Source organism: Streptomyces sp. NPDC058964 (assembly GCF_042741275.1).
In the GTDB taxonomy this organism is placed as follows: domain Bacteria; phylum Actinomycetota; class Actinomycetes; order Streptomycetales; family Streptomycetaceae; genus Streptomyces.
In genome coordinates this window covers 1-19,393 of sequence record NZ_JBHYKH010000125.1, presented here as the reverse complement: position 1 = coordinate 19,393, position 19,393 = coordinate 1, and the positions used below count along the sequence as shown (strand labels likewise).

18 protein-coding genes are annotated in these 19,393 nt (G+C 71.1%); 15 read left to right on the top strand and 3 right to left on the bottom strand.

Features of this window, described 5'->3' with window-relative positions; all coding sequences use genetic code 11:
* Positions 1-110 precede the first annotated feature (110 nt).
* Positions 111-836, bottom strand: a complete 726-nt coding sequence (locus ACFW2E_RS17770; protein ID WP_384467371.1) for a 3'-5' exonuclease — start codon at positions 834-836, stop codon at positions 111-113.
* 168 nt (positions 837-1,004) lie between these two features.
* Here ACFW2E_RS17770 and ACFW2E_RS17765 point away from each other — a divergent pair, with 168 nt between their 5' ends.
* The 4 genes from ACFW2E_RS17765 to ACFW2E_RS17750 all read left to right on the top strand — a co-directional run bounded on the left by ACFW2E_RS17765 (position 1,005) and on the right by ACFW2E_RS17750 (position 5,585).
* Entirely contained in the window at positions 1,005-1,571 is a 567-nt protein-coding gene (locus ACFW2E_RS17765; protein ID WP_384467369.1) for a DUF4365 domain-containing protein, read from the top strand.
* Positions 1,568-2,794, top strand: coding sequence for a hypothetical protein (locus tag ACFW2E_RS17760; protein WP_384467367.1), 1,227 nt, complete (start codon positions 1,568-1,570; stop codon positions 2,792-2,794). The genes ACFW2E_RS17765 and ACFW2E_RS17760 overlap by 4 nt, the downstream gene beginning before the upstream one ends.
* Before the next feature lie 152 nt (positions 2,795-2,946).
* Entirely contained in the window at positions 2,947-4,923 is a 1,977-nt protein-coding gene (gene thrS / locus ACFW2E_RS17755) for a threonine--tRNA ligase (RefSeq protein ID WP_384467365.1), read from the top strand.
* Between the two features lie 101 nt (positions 4,924-5,024).
* Positions 5,025-5,585: an HIT family protein gene (locus ACFW2E_RS17750; protein WP_384467363.1), complete on the top strand. Its 561-nt coding sequence runs from the start codon at positions 5,025-5,027 to the stop codon at positions 5,583-5,585.
* Positions 5,586-5,778: 193 nt separating this feature from the next.
* Here ACFW2E_RS17750 and ACFW2E_RS17745 read toward each other — a convergent pair whose 3' ends face one another.
* Positions 5,779-7,425, bottom strand: a complete 1,647-nt coding sequence (locus tag ACFW2E_RS17745; protein ID WP_384467361.1) for a hypothetical protein — start codon at positions 7,423-7,425, stop codon at positions 5,779-5,781.
* A gap of 219 nt (positions 7,426-7,644) precedes the next feature.
* Complete coding sequence (locus tag ACFW2E_RS17740) at positions 7,645-9,843, bottom strand: elongation factor G-like protein EF-G2 (RefSeq protein ID WP_384467359.1); 2,199 nt, start codon at positions 9,841-9,843, stop codon at positions 7,645-7,647.
* Positions 9,844-10,071: 228 nt separating this feature from the next.
* Between ACFW2E_RS17740 and pgsA the strand changes: the two genes are divergently transcribed.
* The 11 genes from pgsA (at position 10,072) to yajC (ending at position 19,108) form a co-directional block, all read left to right on the top strand.
* Entirely contained in the window at positions 10,072-10,815 is a 744-nt protein-coding gene (gene pgsA / locus ACFW2E_RS17735) for a phosphatidylinositol phosphate synthase (protein ID WP_384467373.1), read from the top strand.
* On the top strand, positions 10,812-11,720 hold the full coding sequence (locus ACFW2E_RS17730; protein WP_384467357.1) for a phosphatidylinositol mannoside acyltransferase: 909 nt from the start codon (positions 10,812-10,814) through the stop codon (positions 11,718-11,720). Before pgsA ends, ACFW2E_RS17730 begins: the two co-directional genes overlap by 4 nt.
* A complete protein-coding gene (locus tag ACFW2E_RS17725) occupies positions 11,717-12,895 on the top strand; it encodes a glycosyltransferase family 4 protein (RefSeq protein WP_384467355.1) in 1,179 nt (392 codons plus the stop codon). The genes ACFW2E_RS17730 and ACFW2E_RS17725 overlap by 4 nt, the downstream gene beginning before the upstream one ends.
* 166 nt (positions 12,896-13,061) lie before the next feature.
* Positions 13,062-13,613, top strand: coding sequence for a hypothetical protein (locus ACFW2E_RS17720; protein ID WP_384467353.1), 552 nt, complete (start codon positions 13,062-13,064; stop codon positions 13,611-13,613).
* Positions 13,614-13,739: 126 nt separating this feature from the next.
* The gene (gene pdxS / locus ACFW2E_RS17715; protein WP_384467351.1) at positions 13,740-14,645 is read left to right on the top strand and encodes a pyridoxal 5'-phosphate synthase lyase subunit PdxS; all 906 of its coding nucleotides are present in this window, start codon (positions 13,740-13,742) and stop codon (positions 14,643-14,645) included.
* 20 nt (positions 14,646-14,665) lie between these two features.
* Entirely contained in the window at positions 14,666-15,271 is a 606-nt protein-coding gene (gene pdxT / locus ACFW2E_RS17710) for a pyridoxal 5'-phosphate synthase glutaminase subunit PdxT (protein WP_384467349.1), read from the top strand.
* Positions 15,272-15,320: 49 nt separating this feature from the next.
* Complete coding sequence (locus ACFW2E_RS17705; protein WP_384467347.1) at positions 15,321-16,073, top strand: YebC/PmpR family DNA-binding transcriptional regulator; 753 nt, start codon at positions 15,321-15,323, stop codon at positions 16,071-16,073.
* Positions 16,074-16,196: 123 nt separating this feature from the next.
* The gene (gene ruvC / locus ACFW2E_RS17700; RefSeq protein ID WP_384467345.1) at positions 16,197-16,736 is read left to right on the top strand and encodes a crossover junction endodeoxyribonuclease RuvC; all 540 of its coding nucleotides are present in this window, start codon (positions 16,197-16,199) and stop codon (positions 16,734-16,736) included.
* The gene (gene ruvA / locus ACFW2E_RS17695; protein ID WP_384467343.1) at positions 16,733-17,338 is read left to right on the top strand and encodes a Holliday junction branch migration protein RuvA; all 606 of its coding nucleotides are present in this window, start codon (positions 16,733-16,735) and stop codon (positions 17,336-17,338) included. The genes ruvC and ruvA overlap by 4 nt, the downstream gene beginning before the upstream one ends.
* Positions 17,339-17,370: 32 nt before the next feature.
* Positions 17,371-18,444: a Holliday junction branch migration DNA helicase RuvB gene (gene ruvB / locus ACFW2E_RS17690; protein WP_384467341.1), complete on the top strand. Its 1,074-nt coding sequence runs from the start codon at positions 17,371-17,373 to the stop codon at positions 18,442-18,444.
* 166 nt (positions 18,445-18,610) lie between these two features.
* Positions 18,611-19,108: a preprotein translocase subunit YajC gene (gene yajC / locus ACFW2E_RS17685; protein WP_384467339.1), complete on the top strand. Its 498-nt coding sequence runs from the start codon at positions 18,611-18,613 to the stop codon at positions 19,106-19,108.
* The last annotated feature ends 285 nt before the right edge of the window (positions 19,109-19,393 follow it).

The window sequence follows — 19,393 nt, the reverse complement described above, 5'->3', positions numbered from 1 at the left end:
GAGCCACCCCCCCCCGCTCGCCCTGCTCGTTTTTGTTGTCGAGTGGGGGTTTGTTTTTTTGTTACACCCCCCGCGCCTCGGCGCGCCCCCCCCCCCCCCCCCCGACTTTGTCATGCTGCCGCGGGTAGATCCGGGCGCAGTGGCCAGTCCTGGTTGACCGCCTCGTCCGAGCCGCTGCGCGCGAACCACGCCTGCAGCCCCCGCGCCTGCGCCGCGTGCCACGTGGCCTGCAGCATGTGCAGTTCGGCGGGGGAGAGGCGCTCCAGCCGCGTCGCGAACCGACGCCCCACCGCCCGTACGACGTCCAGCGCGGCGAGCGCGTCCGCGCCCGCGTCGTGCGCGCCCTCCAGCGTGACGCCGTAGTGCTCGCACAGGTCGGTCAGGGTGCGGCGGCCCTTGCGGTACCGGTCCAGGTGCTTGTCCAGGACCCGCGGATCGAGCACCAGCAGCGGCGACGACTCGAACCAGCGGTCCAGCGACGAGGCGCGATGGCGGCGCAACTCGCGGTCCAGGAGCGTCAGATCGAACGGCGCGTTCATCACCACGAGCGGGCGGTGCATGGCCGCGTGCTCGGCCAGCTCCTCCGCTATCTCGAACACCACCGGCGCCGGCCAGCGGCCGTTGCGCTGCAGGTGTTCCTCCGTCAGCCCGTGCACCGCCGTCGCCGCCTCCGGCACCGGCACGCCCGGGTTCACCAGCCAGCGGGTCACCCGGGGCCGGGCACCCGGGGCGTCCTGGACGACGACGGCGGCCGACACGATCCGGTCGGTCTCGACGTCAACGCCCGTGGTCTCCGTGTCGAAGGCGGCCAGGGGCCCCTCGTACCAGCACGTCATCGCAATACAACTCCTCGTTCACCCACGGCAGCTGACATCCCGTCTTCTGCCTGTTTGGTGATACCCGGGCTGTTTGCGCCGTACGCCGGAAGGACACAACAGGAGTGCGGGTCTTTGCAGTTCAGCGGCCCGCAGCGGGGAAACACTTGGCTTGGAAGGCTGTTGGTCATGGTGATAGCGCAGCCCGAGCGGGGCGGGCTGCTGCCCGAACGGACGGCACCCCATCGCGGCACACTCGCCACCACCGCCTGCATGGAGACACTGCAGGTCGGCTATCTGCACGCGGTCGCCGCGGCGGCCGGCTGCTCGCTGTCGCAGCCGTTCCCGGACAACGGCATCGACTGGCACGTCAGCCACAGCGCACCCGGGCACACAGTCGACGACGAGGTGACCATCAAGGTGCAGCTGAAGTGCACCTATCAGATCGCACCCAACCCGCCGGGCCGGTTCTTCTCGTTCACGCTCGACAACGACCATCTGCGCAAACTCGCCCGCACCCCGGTCTCGGTGCACAAGATCCTGGTCGTGATGCTCGTGCCGCGTTCCCAGGACGACTGGCTGCGCGCCAGCCACGACCGGCTCGACCTGCGGCACTGCTGCTACTGGGTCAACCTCGCCGGCCAGCCGGTCACCGGACGGCACCGGACCACCGTGCGGATACCGACCTCGCGCATATTCGACGACCGGGCGCTCTGCGAGATCATGACGCGGGTCGGGACGGGAGGCAGACCATGAGGCACCGTCCGTACGAGGAGCAGGTGCGGGAGGTCAGGCCGCACCCCGTCGAGCCCCACTGGAATCGTCCCCCCGAGCCTGCCGACGTCGATCCTGCCGTCCTCGGCGCCCTGCTGCGCCGGCACGGCTGGCAGCGACGCGGCGGCGCCGCCGGGCGCTACGGCCGCTGGACCCCGCCCGGCCCGGGCGGCGGCGGGACGAGCCTGCTGGTGCCCGAGAGCCGTGCCTTCCCCGACAGCGACGACCTGCTCGGCGAGGCCCTCCTCGCCCTGTCCCGCAGCGGCAGCCCCTCGGCGCGCGAGGTCCTCGTCGGGCTCGCCGTACCCAGCGACGAGATCCGCTGGTGGCGTGATGCACCCACGGGACCGGTCGGCACCGCCCCCTGGACCGTCGAGGAACAGCTGCGCGCGGCCGCCCGGCAGATGCTCCTCGCAGGCGCGCTCGCGACCCGCGCGCGAGCCGGCTACTACGGGGCCCGGCACCGCCGGTCCGCCGCCACGATGCTCGAGAACGTCCTGGTCGGCTCGGCGGCCGGCGGCCGCCGGCTCACCGCCATCGTGCCCGTGGGCACCGGGCGCCCGCTCGCCGTACGCCTCCACCAGGCCCTGTACGCGGCCCGCGAGGCCATCGACTACCAGCGGGCCACCGGCGGCATGGACGCCTTCGACGGCGCCGTGCGGGCGGGAGTCAGCCGCGAGCTCACCGACGCCCTGATCGCCCTGGTGCGCGGCACCGAGGGTGCGCGGATCGCCGTCGAATGGGCGCCCGCGGCCGGCGTCCCCGAGGACTGCGCGGCCTGTGCCGAGCCCGTCGAGTTCTCACCCGGCGACCTGCCCGTGCTGCGCGAGGCGGGCGCCCGCTATCTGCGCGACGAACCGTCCGTGCCGGTGCGGATCACCGGCGCCGTGGTGCGGATGCGCAGGTCGGGGCCGCGCGGCGAGGGCGGCATACGGCTGCGGGTGCTCGCCGGTGCCGAGGTGCCGCACGTACGGGTGACGCTCGACGAGGAGGACTACCGGATAGCGGGCCACGCGCACCTGGTAGGACTGCCGGTGCGGGTCCAGGGGCGGCTGGAGAGCCGGGGCGGTTTCCGGCGGCTGACCGGGGCCTCGGGAGTCGTACCGGTGCAGGTGGACGACGCCGAGCGGGACCGGCTGATGAAGTCGCTCCAGGAGAACATCGACTTCTTCGAGGAGGCGTGCAGCGGGGACGACTGCGACTGACCGGACGGGGCCGCGACGGACCGCGAAAGGGGTGCGACCGGCCGGGAACCGTGGGTGACCGTTTCGCGGTCGGAGGGTCGGGGTCGGTACGATCCACTATTGCGCGCGCTCCCGGTATGGCGCCGCACCCCACCTGCAGTCAGGAGAGACCGGTGTCAGACGTCCGTGTGATCATCCAGCGCGATTCCGAGCGGGAAGAACGCGTGGTGACGACGGGCACTACGGCCGCCGACCTCTTCGCCGGCGAGCGCTCGATCATCGCCGCGCGCGTGGGCGGCGAGCTCAAGGACCTCACCTACGAGGTCGGGGACGGCGAGACCGTCGAGGGCGTCGAGATCTCCTCCGAGGACGGCCTCAACATCCTGCGCCACTCCACCGCGCACGTGATGGCCCAGGCCGTGCAGGAGCTCTTCCCCGAGGCCAAGCTGGGCATCGGTCCGCCGGTCAAGGACGGCTTCTACTACGACTTCGACGTCGAGCGGCCGTTCACGCCCGAGGACCTCAAGGCCGTCGAGAAGAAGATGCAGGAGATCCAGAAGCGCGGCCAGCGTTTCTCCCGCCGCGTCGTCACCGACGAGGCCGCCCGCGAGGAGCTGGCGAACGAGCCGTACAAGCTGGAGCTGATCGGTCTCAAGGGTTCCGCCTCCTCCGACGACGGCGCGGACGTCGAGGTCGGCGCCGGCGAGCTGACGATCTACGACAACCTGGACGCCAAGACCGGCGAGCTGTGCTGGAAGGACCTCTGCCGCGGTCCCCACCTGCCCTCCACCCGCCTCATCCCGGCGTTCAAGCTGATGCGCAACGCGGCCGCCTACTGGCGCGGCAGCGAGAAGAACCCCATGCTGCAGCGCATCTACGGCACCGCCTGGCCGTCCAAGGACGAGCTGAAGGCGTACCTCGACTTCCTCGCCGAGGCGGAGAAGCGCGACCACCGCAAGCTCGGCAACGAGCTCGACCTGTTCTCCGTCCCGGAGCAGATCGGCTCCGGGCTCGCCGTCTTCCACCCCAAGGGCGGCATCGTCCGCCGCGTCATGGAGGACTACTCGCGCCGCCGGCACGAGCAGGAGGGCTACGAGTTCGTCTACACCCCGCACGCGACGAAGGGGAAGCTCTTCGAGACGTCGGGCCACCTCGACTGGTACGCCGAGGGCATGTACCCGCCCATGCAGCTCGACGAGGGCGTGGACTACTACCTCAAGCCCATGAACTGCCCGATGCACAACCTGATCTTCGACGCGCGCGGCCGCTCCTACCGTGAACTGCCGCTGCGCCTGTTCGAGTTCGGGACCGTGTACCGGTACGAGAAGTCGGGCGTCGTGCACGGCCTGACCCGGGCCCGCGGCTTCACCCAGGACGACGCGCACATCTACTGCACGCGCGAGCAGATGTCGGAGGAGCTCGACCAGACCCTCACCTTCGTCCTGAACCTGCTCCGCGACTACGGTCTGACCGACTTCTACCTCGAGCTGTCCACCAAGGACCCGGAGAAGTTCGTCGGCTCCGACGAGGTCTGGGAGGAGGCCACGGAGACCCTCCGCCAGGTCGCCGAGAAGCAGGGACTGCCCCTGGTCCCCGACCCGGGCGGCGCCGCGTTCTACGGCCCGAAGATCTCCGTCCAGGCCAAGGACGCGATCGGCCGTACCTGGCAGATGTCGACCATCCAGCTCGACTTCAACCTGCCCGAGCGCTTCGACCTGGAGTACACGGCGGCCGACGGCTCCAAGCAGCGCCCCGTCATGATCCACCGGGCCCTGTTCGGCTCCATCGAGCGCTTCTTCGCGGTCCTCCTGGAGCACTACGCGGGCGCCTTCCCGGCCTGGCTGGCCCCGGTCCAGGCGATCGGCATCCCGATCGGTGACGGGCACGTCGAGTATCTGCACAAGTTCGCCGCGGCCGCCAGGAAGCAGGGGCTGCGCATCGAGGTCGACTCGTCCTCGGACCGCATGCAGAAGAAGATCCGCAACGCCCAGAAGCAGAAGGTGCCCTTCATGGTCATCGCGGGCGACGAGGACATGTCCAACGGATCCGTGTCCTTCCGCTACCGCGACGGCTCGCAGGAGAACGGCATCCCGTTCGACGAGGCCATCGCGAAGATCGTGAAGGTCGTCGAGGAGCGCACGCAGGTCTGATCCCGCCGGCGGCAGGGGCCCTGGTGGACCGATTCACGTCCCCGGGGCCCCTTTCCCGTCGCCCTCCGCCCCGGCGACACGCCACGAACGGGCGAAGCCATATGCTGCGTAGCATGACGAGTGAGCCGGAGCAGCAGATCGGAGTGGGGACGCAGGACGCGTTCCAGCGCCTGTGGACGCCCCACCGGATGGCCTACATCCAGGGCGAGAACAAGCCGAGCGGCCCGGGGGCCGACGACGGCTGCCCCTTCTGCTCGATCCCGGCCAAGTCCGACGAGGACGGCCTGATCGTCCGTCGTGGCGAGCACGTCTACGCGGTGCTCAACCTCTACCCCTACAACGGCGGTCACCTCATGACGGTCCCGTACCGGCACGTCGCCGACTACACCGACCTGACCGCACCGGAGACCGCCGAACTGGCCGAACTGACCAAGCAGGCCATGACGGCCCTGCGCACCGCCTCCGGGGCGCACGGCTTCAACATCGGCATGAACCAGGGCACGGTCGCGGGCGCCGGCATCGCCGCCCACCTCCACCAGCACATCGTCCCCCGCTGGGGCGGCGACACGAACTTCATGCCGGTGGTGGGCCACACCAAGGTGCTGCCGCAGCTCCTGGCCGACACGAGAAAGATGCTGGCAGAGTCCTGGCCGACCGCGTAGGCCCTCGCCTGCGGGTTGCCGGGCAGCCGGGCCGGTATCGCAGCCCCGCCCCGGCGGTGGAGCCCGTCACTCAGCCCGTCCGGCGTTTGAGGACGAGGCCCGTTCAGGCCGAAGCTGGGGTCTGGGGGCGGCAGCCCCCGGAGAACGCGCGTCCCCGCTCACCCGCACGCAATCCGGCCGAACCGCCGGAGGCCTACGCGTCGTAGAGGTCCGCCTTGCGAGGCGAAGGATCCTGCACAGCCGTGCTGAGGAACGCCGACCGCGATCCGAACTTCTCCGTGTCCACGCCGTTCTCCTCCAGCACCCGGATCGCCGCCGAGTGCACCACCCGCAGCACGGGAGTGGCCGCACGCAGCGCGTCGTCCGCCATGAAGCGGTGCCGCCACGGCTTGTCCGCCCACGCGTGCCGCAGACCGAAGGGCTCGGGCAGCCCCAGCGAGCCGCCGAGCCAGTTGAGCAGCGGCGGATACCAGGTCAGCGGCGCCCGCGCGGCGAGCCGTACCACCTCGTCCGTGCCGACCAGCGGGAGCTTGATCTTCCGGGTCTCCCACGGCTTGAAGGACTTGGTGACCTCCTTCGTCGGCGCCGCGGGCTTCGTGGTGAACAGCGAGTGCACGGGCCCCAGCGCATGCCCGGTCACCTCGATCCGCAGCGTCTGGTGCAGCACCGTCACCGTGATCAGCATGGTGAGCACCAGCTGCCCGTCCCACAGCGTCCACTGCACTCCCAGGTAGTGCCGGTCGCCGCTGCCGAACTGCTGCTTGTTGCAGATGTCCTGTATCGCGTGGGACTTGACCGAGTAGGCCTCGACGTCCGTGCCCTCCGGCCGGGACACCGCCGCCGCGTTCTCCCCGATCGGCGTGACGATCCAGTGCTTTATCGAGGGCTTGGGGAAGCCCCCGGTGTTCAGCGGGCCGCGTTCCAGCATGCGCAGCTGGTCGTGGATGGACCGTATGACGTCCCAGCTGCGGAACGGGTGGATCTCCCGGCTGGGATCGGCCGGCAGCAGGTCCTCGGCGAGCTGCCAGGAACCCCAGCGCGTGCCCATGCCGAGTATGCCCTTGGGACCGGCGTAGAAGACGGAGTTGGACTGCTGCTCGGCACTGAGCCTGGCCAGGGACTGCCGCAGCTGTTCGGCCGCCGTCTCGCCGGGGCTGCTCGGCACCGTCTCCGGGATCTTCGCGCCGACGGTGGTGCCGGAGAGCAGGCCGTCCCAGCGCCCGCGCAGATCGTTCGCCGTGCGCTCGCAGATCTGCCTGGCCCAGAACCAGCCCAGCACCGGTGCGACGACGCACCCGCGCGCGTACCAGGCCCAGAACCCGGTGAACGGCATACGGACCAGGAAGATCGCGGCGACCGCGCCCACCGCGACGAGCAGCGTGGTGGCCAGTGCCCCGGCGCGCTTGTCGTCGCGCTTGGCCACGAACGTGCGGAGCTGGAAGACCAGCAGCCACAGCACCAGTCCGGGCAGGAACAGCAGACCGCACAGCACCATGACGGTGCTGAGCCGGTTGTCGCGCGCCTTGCGGATGTTGTTGGCCGCCAGGCTGTGCTCCACGACGACCTGGGGATCCATGCCGAAGGACTGGATCAGCGGACTGCGGCCGGAGCCGAGCATGCGGTCCACCACGGCCCGGGAGAAGGCCTCGCCCAGGTTCGGCCGGAACAGGGCGATCCGGCCGGCCTTGACCGTCGACTTGTGCCACTCGCTGTCGGCCTTCTTGATCTCGTCCATCGGGCTGTCCCGGTAGGCGGCCGAGGCCAGCGCGAAGGTCGCCGCCTGGCTCTCGCCACCGGAGACGGGCACCTGTGGCCCGTCCCACTCCGTTCCAATCGACATTCCCGCCCCCGATCGCCGCCGGTGTGCCGCTCCTGCGGCCTTCCCGACTTCCTTGCCCCGCACACCTGTTGAACAGGTCATCGGCCTGATCCCGCACCACGTGATCAGGTGATCAGCGTATCCGCAGGCACCGACATCCGTAGGCGGACGGCCAAAGCCGCCCGCCTGTACGGAGGGAAGCGTTCCGCAAAGCTGTACGGAGCGCTCGGGGAACGCCGGTTACGAGGCGTCCTTCGCCTGTTCGCGGATCTTCTCGGCGACCTGCGGCGGCATCGGTTCGTGCCGCGCGTACACGCGGCTGAAGCGGGCGGTGCCGTGCGAGAGGGACCGCAGGTCGATCGCGTACCGGCCGATCTCGAACTCGGGTACCTCGGCCCGTACGACCGTGCGTCCGGAGCCCACCTGTTCGGTGCCGAGCACGCGGCCGCGCCGCCCCGACAGGTCACTCATCACCGCGCCCACGTAGTCGTCGCCGACCAGCACGCTGACCTCGGCCACCGGCTCCAGCAGATGGATCTTCACGCCCGCCGCGGCCTCCCGCAGCGCCAGCGCGCCCGCCGTCTGGAAGGCGGCGTCGGAGGAGTCCACCGAGTGCGCCTTGCCGTCGAGCAGTGTGATCCGGACGTCGACCAGCGGATAGCCGGCCGCGACGCCCTTGGCCGCCTGGGCCCGCACCCCCTTCTCGACCGAGGGGATGAACTGCCGGGGCACGGCTCCGCCCACCACCCTGTCCACGAACTCGATGCCCGAGCCGCCCGGCAGCGGCTCGACCTCGATCTCGCAGATGGCGTACTGCCCGTGCCCGCCGGACTGCTTCACATGCCGGCCCCGCCCCGCGGACTTGCCCGCGAACGTCTCCCGGAGGGAGACCTTATGCGGTACGACGTCGACCTGGACGCCATAGCGGCTGCGCAGCCGTTCCAGGGCGACGTCCGCGTGCGCCTCGCCCAGGCACCACAGCACCACCTGGTGCGTGTCCTGGTTCTGCTCCAGACGCATCGTCGGGTCCTCGGCGACCAGTCTGCTCAGTCCCTGCGAGAGCTTGTCCTCGTCCGCCTTGCTGTGCGCGTGGATGGCCAGCGGCAGCAGCGGGTCGGGCATCTCCCACGGCTCCATGAGCAGCGGGTCGTCCTTGGCCGAGAGCGTGTCCCCGGTCTCGGCGCGGCCCAGCTTCGCCACGCACACCAGGTCGCCCGCCACGGCGTGCGTCACCGGGCGCTGCTGCTTGCCGAACGGCATGGACAGGGCGCCGATCCGCTCGTCCACGTCGTGGTCCTCGTGGCCGCGGTCGGTGAGCCCGTGCCCGGAGACGTGCACCGTCTCGTCGGGGCGCAGCGTGCCGGAGAACAGCCGGACCAGGGAGACCCGGCCGACGTACGGGTCGGACGAGGTCTTCACGACCTCCCCGACCAGCGGCCCGTCCGGATCGCACGCCCGCAGCTCGCGCGACCTGCCGTCGACCGTGGTGACCCCGGGCGCCTCCCGCTCCAGCGGGGTCGGGAAGCCACCGGTGACCAGCTCCAGCAGCTCGACCGTGCCGATCCCCTGCCTGGCACCCTCGGCTGCGGGGGCGGCGGCCAGGACGGGGAAGAAGACGCCGCGCGCGACGGCCCGCTCCAGGTCCTCGATCAGTGTCTTGACGTCGACCTGTTCGCCGCCGAGATAGCGGTCCATGAGGGTCTCGTCCTCGCTCTCGGAGATGATCCCCTCGATGAGGCGGCCGCGCGCCTCCTCGATGCCCGGCAGCTGCTCCTCGCCCGGCTCGGCCTCCTTGCGCTCGCCGGACGAGTAGTCGAACAGCTTCTGCGAGAGCAGTCCGATCAGCCCGGTCACCGGCGCGTGCCCGTCGGGCGTCTGCGGCCCGTGCAACGGCAGGTAGAGCGGGAGCACGGCGTCGGGGTCGTCCCCGCCGAACGCCTCCGCGCACACCCGCGTCATCTCCTCGAAGTCCGCGCGTGCGGCCTCCAGGTGGGTGATGACGATGGCCCGCGGCATGCCGACCGCCGCGCACTCCTCCCACACCATGCGGGTCGAGCCGTCCACGCCGTCCGACGCCGAGACCACGAAGAGCGCCGCGTCCGCCGCTCGCAGACCGGCCCTCAGCTCTCCGACGAAGTCGGCGTAACCGGGGGTGTCGAGAAGGTTGATCTTGTACCCGTCCCATTCGACGGGTACCAGGGACAGCTGTACGGAGCGTTGCTGCCGGTGCTCGATGTCGTCGTAGTCGGAAACGGTGCCGCCGTCCTCCACGCGGCCCGCCCGGTTCACGGCTCCCGCGGTCAGCGCGAGAGCCTCCACCAGAGTGGTCTTGCCCGAACCGGAGTGGCCGACCAGCACCACATTCCGTACGGACGCGGGATGGTCGGCCGCCGTAGCCCTGCCGGCGGCCCCGGGGTGTGCGTTCGCCTTGTCGCCCATGGCCTTGCCTCCCGTGCACGGTGAGGTCACTGTGGGCGCGGGCATGCGGGGCCGCGTGCGGTGGCGGCTCCGATGACGCCCGCGGTCCTTCGAGCTTTCCACTCCCGTCACGGTGCGTCCATACGACGGACGCCGATCGCGTGGCCCACCGTCGCTTGCGGGCCATCCGCCGGATCCGGCGACCGGGTCCGGGTGCCCGCCGGTCGTACACCCGCGCGCGTGGCTACGATGGGCCAGCCGGTGGTCATCGAGGGCCGCGCGGCGACACCGACCGTCGGGAAGGCCATGCTGAACAAGTACGCGCGTGCATTCTTCACGCGTGTCCTCACGCCGTTCGCCGCGTTTCTCATCCGCAGGGGCGTGAGCCCCGACACGGTGACGCTCATCGGCACGGCCGGTGTGGTCGCGGGCGCGCTGGTCTTCTTCCCCCGGGGCGAGTTCTTCTGGGGCACGATCGTGATCACGCTCTTCGTGTTCTCCGACCTGGTCGACGGCAACATGGCCCGCCAGCTGGGCCGCTCCAGCCGCTGGGGTGCCTTCCTGGACTCCACCCTCGACCGGGTGGCCGACAGCGCGATCTTCGGCGGCTTCGCCCTGTGGTACGCCGGAAACGGCGACGACAACGTGCTGTGCGCCGTCTCGATCTTCTGCCTGGCCAGTGGCCAGGTGGTGTCGTACACGAAGGCCCGCGGCGAGTCGATCGGCCTGCCGGTCGCCGTCAACGGGCTCGTCGAGCGAGCAGAGCGCCTGGTGGTCTCGCTGGTCGCGGCCGGTCTGGCCGGCCTGCACAAGTTCGGGGTCCCCGGCATCCAGGTGCTGCTGCCGATCGCCCTGTGGATCGTCGCCGTGGGCAGCCTGGTCACCCTGATCCAGCGGGTGGTCACGGTCCGCCGCGAGTCCGCCGAGGCGGAGGCGGCGGCCGCCGCCGAGAGCGACGCCAACGCGTCCCAGGGGAGCGAGGCGGCCAAGTGAGCACCGCTGAGCGACTTACCGACATGCTGTACGGCCTCGGCTGGAGCACCGTCAAGAAGCTCCCCGAGCCGGTGGCCGCGCGCCTCGGCCGCACCATCGCGGACGTCGCCTGGAAGCGGCGCGGCAAGGGCGTCCTGCGCCTGGAGAGCAACTACGCGCGCGTGGTGCCCGACGCGACCCCGGAGCGCCTGGCCGAACTCTCCCGCGCGGGCATGCGCTCGTACCTGCGCTACTGGATGGAGTCCTTCCGGCTGCCCGCCTGGAGCCCGGAGCGGGTCAGGACCGGCTTCGAGTGCAAGGACGTGCACCACCTGACCGGCGGCCTGGCCTCCGACCGGGGCGTGATCCTCGCCCTGCCGCACCTGGCCAACTGGGACCTCGCCGGCGCCTGGGTCACCACCGAGCTGGAGACGCCCTTCACCACGGTCGCCGAGCGCCTCAAGCCCGAGACCCTCTACGACCGCTTCGTCGCCTACCGCGAGAGCCTGGGCATGGAGGTCCTGCCGCACGTCGGCGGCTCCGCGTTCGGCACGCTCGCCCGGCGGCTGCGCGACGGCGGCCTGGTCTGCCTGGTCGCCGACCGTGACCTGTCCGCCTCCGGCGTGGAGGTCAAGTTCTTCGGCGAGGCGGCGCGGATGCCCGCGGGTCCGGCCCTCCTCGCCCAGCAGACGGGCGCGCTCCTCCTGCCCGTCACCCTCTGGTACGACGACTCGCCCGTCATGCAGGGCCGGATCCATCCCCCGATCGAGGTACCCGAGACAGGTACGCGGGACGAGAAGACGTCTGCCATGACACAGGCGCTGGCCGACGCCTACGCCACGGGTATCGCCGAACATCCGGAGGACTGGCACATGCTGCAGCGGCTGTGGCTCGCCGATCTCGATCCCGCGAAGGGGACGCCGTGAGGATCGGCATCGTCTGCCCGTACTCCTGGGACGTGCCGGGCGGCGTCCAGTTCCACATCCGCGACCTGGCCGAGTACTTCATCCGCCTGGGCCACGAGGTCTCCGTCCTCGCCCCCGCCGACGACGACACCCCGCTCCCGCCCTACGTCGTCTCGGCCGGCCGCGCGGTCCCGGTCCCGTACAACGGCTCGGTGGCCCGTCTGAACTTCGGCTTCCTCTCGGCGGCCCGGGTGCGGCGCTGGCTGCACGACGGCAAGTTCGACGTGGTCCACATCCACGAGCCGACGTCGCCCTCGCTGGGCCTGCTGACCTGCTGGGCGGCCCACGGCCCCATCGTGGCCACCTTCCACACCTCCAACCCCCGCTCCCGCGCGATGATCGCCGCGTACTCCATCCTCCAGGCCGCCCTCGAGAAGATCAGCGCCCGGATCGCGGTGAGCGAGTACGCCCGCCGCACCCTCGTGGAGCACCTCGGCGGGGACGCGGTGGTGATCCCCAACGGCGTGGACGTCGACTTCTTCGCCAAGGCCGAGCCGAAGCCGGAGTGGCAGGGCGACACCATCGGCTTCATCGGCCGTATCGACGAGCCCCGCAAGGGCCTGCCGGTGCTGATGCGGGCCCTGCCGAAGATCCTCGCCGCCCGCCCGCAGACCCGGCTCCTGGTGGCCGGCCGCGGCGACGAGGAGGAGGCGGTGGAGACCCTCCCCGCCGAGCTCCGCTCCCGGGTCGAGTTCCTGGGCATGGTCAGCGACGAGGACAAGGCGCGCTTCCTGCGCAGCATCGACCTGTACGTGGCGCCCAACACCGGCGGCGAGAGCTTCGGCATCATCCTGGTCGAGGCGATGTCGGCGGGCGCGCCGGTCCTCGCCTCCGACCTGGACGCCTTCGCCCAGGTCCTGGACCAGGGCGCCGCCGGTGAGCTGTTCTCCAACGAGGACGCGGACGCCCTCGCCGAGGCGGCCGTACGCCTCCTCGCCGACCCGGCCCGCCGCACCGAGCTGCGCGAGCGCGGCAGCGCCCACGTACGCCGCTTCGACTGGTCCACGGTCGGCGCGGACATCCTGTCGGTGTACGAGACGGTGACCACGGGCACGGCGGCGGTGGCGGCGGACGACAGAACCGGAGGCGGCGGATCGGGCGGCCTGCGGGCCCGCCTGGGCCTGGCCCGCGACTGAGGCCGGGACCCTGGGGGCCGAGGCCGGCGAAATCAGCCCGTCCGGCGTTTGAGGACGGGGCCGTTCAGGCCGAAGCGGGGGTCCGGGGGCGGCAGCCCACGGACGGCCACACCGGCGTCGGCCCCGGCACAGCACCCCGCCGACCCTGCGGAGCACCCCGGTAGCCTTGCCACCCGTGACCGCAACCCTCATCTGGATCCTCGTCGCCCTCGTAGCGATCGGTCTCTACCTGAGCTGGACCGCCGGGCGGCTGGACCGTCTGCACTCCCGGATCGACGCCACCCGTGCCGCCCTCGACGCCCAGCTGCTGCGCCGCGCGTCCGTGGCCCAGGAGCTGGCGACCTCGGGCGTGCTGGACCCGGCCGCCTCGATCGTGCTCTACGAGGCCGCCCACGGCGCCAGGCAGGCCGAGCAGGAGCAGCGGGAGGTCGCCGAGAGCGAACTGAGCCAGGCGCTGCGTGCCGTCTTCGCGGAGACCCAGCAGGTCGAGGCGGTCCGCGAGGCACCCGGGGGAGAGGCGGCCGCCCACGAGCTGACCGAGGCGGTGCGACGCGTCCCGATGGCCCGTCGCTTCCACAACGACGCGGTGGGTGCGGCCCGCCGGCTCCGCGAGCACCGCAAGGTGCGTTGGTTCCGGCTGGCCGGCCACGCCCCCTTCCCCATGGCCTTCGAGATGGACGACGAACCGCCGGTGGCACTGGTGGACCGGGCCGCCTAGCCGCGGTTGCGTGGGATCGCAGGCCAAAAGGATCCACAGCCTTCGCATTGGCCCTTGCTGTGGCCTGGTCCATTCACGTTTGCTGCTCTGCAGCAGAAACCCTCTTTCACTTCAGTGAGGTCACCCGTGTCCACCACCGAGAACCAGGCTCCCGAGACCGGCACCGCCCGTGTGAAGCGCGGCATGGCCGAGCAGCTCAAGGGCGGCGTGATCATGGACGTCGTCACGCCGGAGCAGGCGAAGATCGCCGAGGACGCGGGCGCCGTCGCCGTCATGGCCCTGGAGCGGGTCCCGGCCGACATCCGCAAGGACGGCGGCGTGGCGCGCATGTCCGACCCGGACATGATCGAGGGCATCATCGACGCCGTCTCGATCCCGGTCATGGCCAAGTCCCGGATCGGCCACTTCGTCGAGGCCCAGGTCCTGCAGTCCCTCGGTGTGGACTACATCGACGAGTCCGAGGTCCTCACCCCGGCCGACGAGGTCAACCACTCCGACAAGTGGGCGTTCACGACCCCCTTCGTCTGCGGTGCCACCAACCTGGGCGAGGCCCTGCGCCGCATCGCCGAGGGCGCGGCGATGATCCGCTCCAAGGGCGAGGCCGGCACCGGCAACGTCGTCGAGGCCGTCCGCCACCTGCGCCAGATCAAGAACGAGATCGCCCGTCTGCGCGGCTTCGACAACCACGAGCTGTACGCCGCCGCCAAGGAACTGCGCGCCCCGTACGAGCTCGTCAAGGAGGTCGCCGAGCTCGGCAAGCTCCCGGTCGTGCTGTTCTCCGCCGGTGGCGTGGCCACCCCGGCCGACGCCGCGCTCATGCGCCAGCTCGGCGCCGAGGGCGTCTTCGTCGGCTCCGGCATCTTCAAGTCCGGCGACCCGGCCAAGCGCGCCGCCGCCATCGTGAAGGCCACCACCTTCTACGACGACCCGAAGATCATCGCGGACGCGTCCCGCAACCTCGGCGAGGCCATGGTCGGCATCAACTGCGACACCCTGCCCGAGGCCGAGCGGTACGCCAACCGCGGTTGGTGAAAGGCCCTGGCAAAGACCCCATGAGCACCCCTGTCATCGGCGTCCTGGCCCTCCAGGGCGACGTCCGGGAACACCTCATCGCCCTGGCCGCGGCCGACGCCGTGGCCAGGCCGGTGCGGCGCCCCGAGGAACTCGCCGAGGTCGACGGCCTCGTCCTGCCCGGCGGCGAATCCACGACCATCTCCAAGCTGGCCATCCTCTTCGGCGTGATGGAACCCCTCCGCGCGCGCGTGCGGGCGGGCATGCCGGTCTACGGCACCTGCGCGGGCATGATCATGCTCGCCGACAAGATCCTCGACCCGCGCTCGGGCCAGGAGACCGTCGGCGGCATCGACATGATCGTGCGCCGCAACGCCTTCGGACGGCAGAACGAGTCGTTCGAGGCGGCGGTCGACGTTCACGGCATCGAGGGCGATCCTGTAGAGGGCGTCTTCATCCGCGCCCCCTGGGTCGAATCCGTCGGCGCCCCGGCCGAGGTGCTCGCCGAGCACGACGGCCACATCGTCGCCGTCCGCCAGGGCAACGCGCTGGCCACGTCGTTCCACCCGGAACTGACCGGCGACCACCGCGTGCACGCCCTGTTCGCCGACATGGTGCGCGCCGACCGGACGCCGGAGTCCTTGTAGGATCTCTGGAGTTCGTTGCAGAGATGGGTTACGCGAAGGAGACAGGCAGATGTCCGGCCACTCTAAATGGGCCACGACGAAGCACAAGAAGGCCGTGATCGACGCCAAGCGCGGCAAGCTCTTCGCGAAGCTGATCAAGAACATCGAGGTCGCGGCGCGTATGGGCGGTGTCGACCTCGAGGGCAACCCGACCCTCTACGACGCCGTCCAGAAGGCCAAGAAGCAGTCGGTCCCGAACAAGAACATCGACTCCGCGATCAAGCGCGGCGGCGGTCTCGAGGCCGGTGGCGCCGACTACGAGACGATCATGTACGAGGGCTACGGCCCGAACGGTGTCGCGGTGCTCATCGAGTGCCTCACCGACAACCGCAACCGCGCCGCCTCCGACGTGCGTGTCGCCATGACCCGCAACGGCGGCAACATGGCCGACCCGGGTTCGGTGTCGTACATGTTCAGCCGCAAGGGTGTCGTGATCGTCCCCAAGGGCGGGCTGACCGAGGACGACGTGCTCGGCGCCGTCCTGGACGCGGGTGCCGAGGAGGTCAACGACCTCGGCGAGACCTTCGAGGTCATCAGCGAGGCCACCGACCTGGTCGCGGTCCGCACCGCCCTCCAGGACGCCGGGATCGACTACGACTCCGCCGACGCCAACTTCGTCCCGACCATGCAGGTCGAGCTGGACGAGGAGGGTGCCAAGAAGATCTTCAAGCTGATCGACGCCCTCGAGGACAGCGACGACGTGCAGAACGTCTTCGCCAACTTCGACGTCAGCGACGAGATCATGGAGAAGGTTGACGCGTAACGCCGTCGCGAACTCCACAGGCTCAACGGGCCGGCGGGACACACCCGTCGGCCCGTCGCCGTGTCGGACGTTGTCAGTGGCACCCGATAGCCTGCACGAACAGGCGATGGACAGGGAGGGCCGGTGCGCGTACTGGGGGTGGACCCGGGACTGACCCGATGCGGTGTCGGGGTGGTCGAAGGGGTGGCGGGACGCCCGCTGACCATGCTCGGCGTGGGTGTCGTCCGCACACCGGCGGACACCGACCTCGGGCGCCGCCTGGTCGCCGTCGAGCAGGGCATCGAGCGGTGGCTCGACGAACATCAACCAGAGTTCGTCGCCGTGGAGCGTGTCTTCAGCCAGCACAACGTGCGCACGGTGATGGGCACCGCCCAGGCCAGCGCCATCGCCCTGCTCTGCGCCTCCCGCCGCGGCATCCCCGTCGCCCTGCACACCCCCAGCGAGGTGAAGGCCGCCGTCACCGGCAGCGGCCGCGCCGACAAGGCGCAGGTCGGCGCCATGGTCACCCGCCTGTTGCGGCTCAGCGCGCCGCCGAAGCCCGCCGACGCCGCCGACGCCCTCGCGCTCGCCATCTGCCACATCTGGCGGGCCCCCGCCCAGAACCGGCTCCAGCAGGCCGTCGCCCTGCACACAGCCAACGCAACGAAAGGCCGTACGGCATGATCGCCTTCGTCAGCGGCACGGTCGCCGCACTCGCCCCCGACGCGGCGGTGATCGAGGTGGGCGGGGTCGGCATGGCCGTCCAGTGCACGCCGAACACGCTCTCCACGCTCCGCGCGGGCCGGCCCGCCAAGCTCGCCACCTCCCTGGTCGTCCGCGAGGACTCCCTGACGCTGTACGGCTTCGCGGACGACGACGAGCGCCAGGTCTTCGAGCTGCTCCAGACCGCCAGCGGAGTAGGCCCGCGCCTGGCCCAGGCGATGCTCGCCGTGCACGCGCCGGACGCGTTGCGCCGGGCGGTCTCCACCGGCGACGAGAAGGCGCTCGTCGCCGTCCCGGGCATCGGCAAGAAGGGCGCACAGAAGCTGCTGCTCGAGCTGAAGGACCGCCTGGGCGAGCCGGTCGGCGCCCCCGCGGTCGGCGCACCGGTCACCAGCGGCTGGCGCGACCAGCTGCACGCGGCCCTGATCGGCCTCGGATACGCGACCCGCGAGGCCGACGAAGCGGTCTCCGCCGTCGCACCGCAGGCCGAGGCCGCCGAGGGTACGCCCCAGGTCGGCCAGCTGCTGCGGGCCGCCCTGCAGACCCTCAACCGCGCACGCTGACCCACCTGCGCCACCCCAGCTAGGAGACCTCAGTGAACTGGGACGACACGACCGACACCTCCGCGGCCCCCGAGCGGCTGGTGGACTCTGTCGCCGACCGTGAGGACCAGGCCGTCGAGGCCGCCCTGCGCCCCAAGGACCTCGGAGAGTTCATCGGCCAGGAGAAGGTCCGCGAACAGCTCGACCTCGTGCTGCGCGCGGCACGTGCCCGCGGTGCCACCGCCGACCACGTGCTCCTCTCCGGCGCCCCGGGCCTCGGCAAGACCACCCTCTCGATGATCATCGCGGCCGAGATGGGCGCCCCGATCCGCATCACCAGCGGCCCCGCCATCCAGCACGCCGGCGACCTGGCCGCGATCCTCTCCTCCCTGCAGGAGGGCGAGGTCCTCTTCCTCGACGAGATCCACCGCATGTCCCGGCCCGCCGAGGAGATGCTCTACATGGCCATGGAGGACTTCCGCGTCGACGTCATCGTCGGCAAGGGCCCCGGCGCCACCGCCATCCCGCTGGAACTGCCCCCGTTCACCCTGGTCGGCGCCACCACCCGCGCGGGCCTGCTGCCGCCCCCGCTGCGCGACCGCTTCGGGTTCACCGCGCACATGGAGTTCTACGAGCCCACCGAACTCGAGCGCGTCGTGCACCGCTCGGCCCGCCTGCTCGACGTCGAGATCGAGTCCGACGGCGCCGCCGAGATCGCCGGCCGCTCCCGCGGCACGCCCCGCATCGCCAACCGCCTGCTCCGCAGGGTCCGCGACTACGCCCAGGTCAAGGCGGACGGCCTCATCACCAAGGAGATCGCCGCGGCCGCCCTGCAGGTGTACGAGGTCGACGCCCGCGGCCTCGACCGCCTCGACCGCGCCGTCCTGCAGGCCCTGCTCAAGCTGTTCGGCGGCGGACCCGTGGGCCTGTCCACGCTCGCCGTCGCGGTGGGGGAGGAGCGCGAGACCGTCGAGGAGGTCGCCGAACCCTTCCTCGTACGGGAGGGGCTGCTCGCCCGCACCCCGCGCGGACGGGTCGCCACGCCGGCCGCGTGGGCCCACCTCGGTCTCACGCCGCCGCGCCCGACTGTCTCGGGAAACGGACAACAGGACCTGTTCGGGGCGTGACGGCGAGGGCATTGGCCGGGGCAGGAACCCAGGTGCCATGCTGAGCGTTGTTCCATACACACGGACTCGCTTAGACTCCGCCGATGCCGCCCTTGTGACGGCGCCGCCCACACCCCCATTCACCAGGCCGCTCCCCGCCGCGGTCGTGCGAAGGAAATCCCGTCCCGTGAATACCTTGACCCTCCTCCCGTTCATCGTGCTCATCGCGGCCATGTTCCTGATGACGCGCTCGGCCAAGAAGAAGCAGCAGCAGGCCGCCAACATGCGGAACGAGATGCAGCCCGGTTCCGGCGTCCGCACGATCGGGGGCATGTACGCGACGGTCAAGGAGGTCAACGAGGACACGGTCCTCCTTGACGCCGGCCCGGGTGTCGACCTCCTCTTCGCGAAGAACGCGATCGGCGCCGTCCTCACCGACGACGAGTACAACCGCATCGTGCACGGCATCGAGCACGACCTGAAGTCCGACGTCGTCCCGGACGACGCCTCCTCCCTCACCGAGACCGACGAGCCCGCCGCCGACGCTGCCGCCGCCTCCGACGACAAGGCCGTCGACCTCGGTAAGAAGGACGCGGCCGACGAGCCGGCCGACGAGGCCGGGGCCGCCGAGGCGAAGGCCGACGACGAGTCGAAGAAGACCGACGGCGACTCCGAGGCGAAGTAGTCACGTCCCGGGGAGCGCGGCGCGATCCGTTCGCGCCCCGCGCCCCGGGCGCGTCTGTTTCCCGGACGGGTTCCCGACACCATGTCATGGCCGACCGCGCCGACCGCGCGGGCAGGCCCGAGAGGGAGTACGAGAAGGTGGCAGCACCTAAGAGGGGCCGGAGCGCCGCCCCCCCCCCCCACACCCGGGGCCCCCGGGCCCCCCACAGGAAACCCAAACGGGGCGCCAACCCCGGCAAGGTGGCCCCCCCCGCCCCCCCCCCCCCCGACCGCCACCACCCATCCG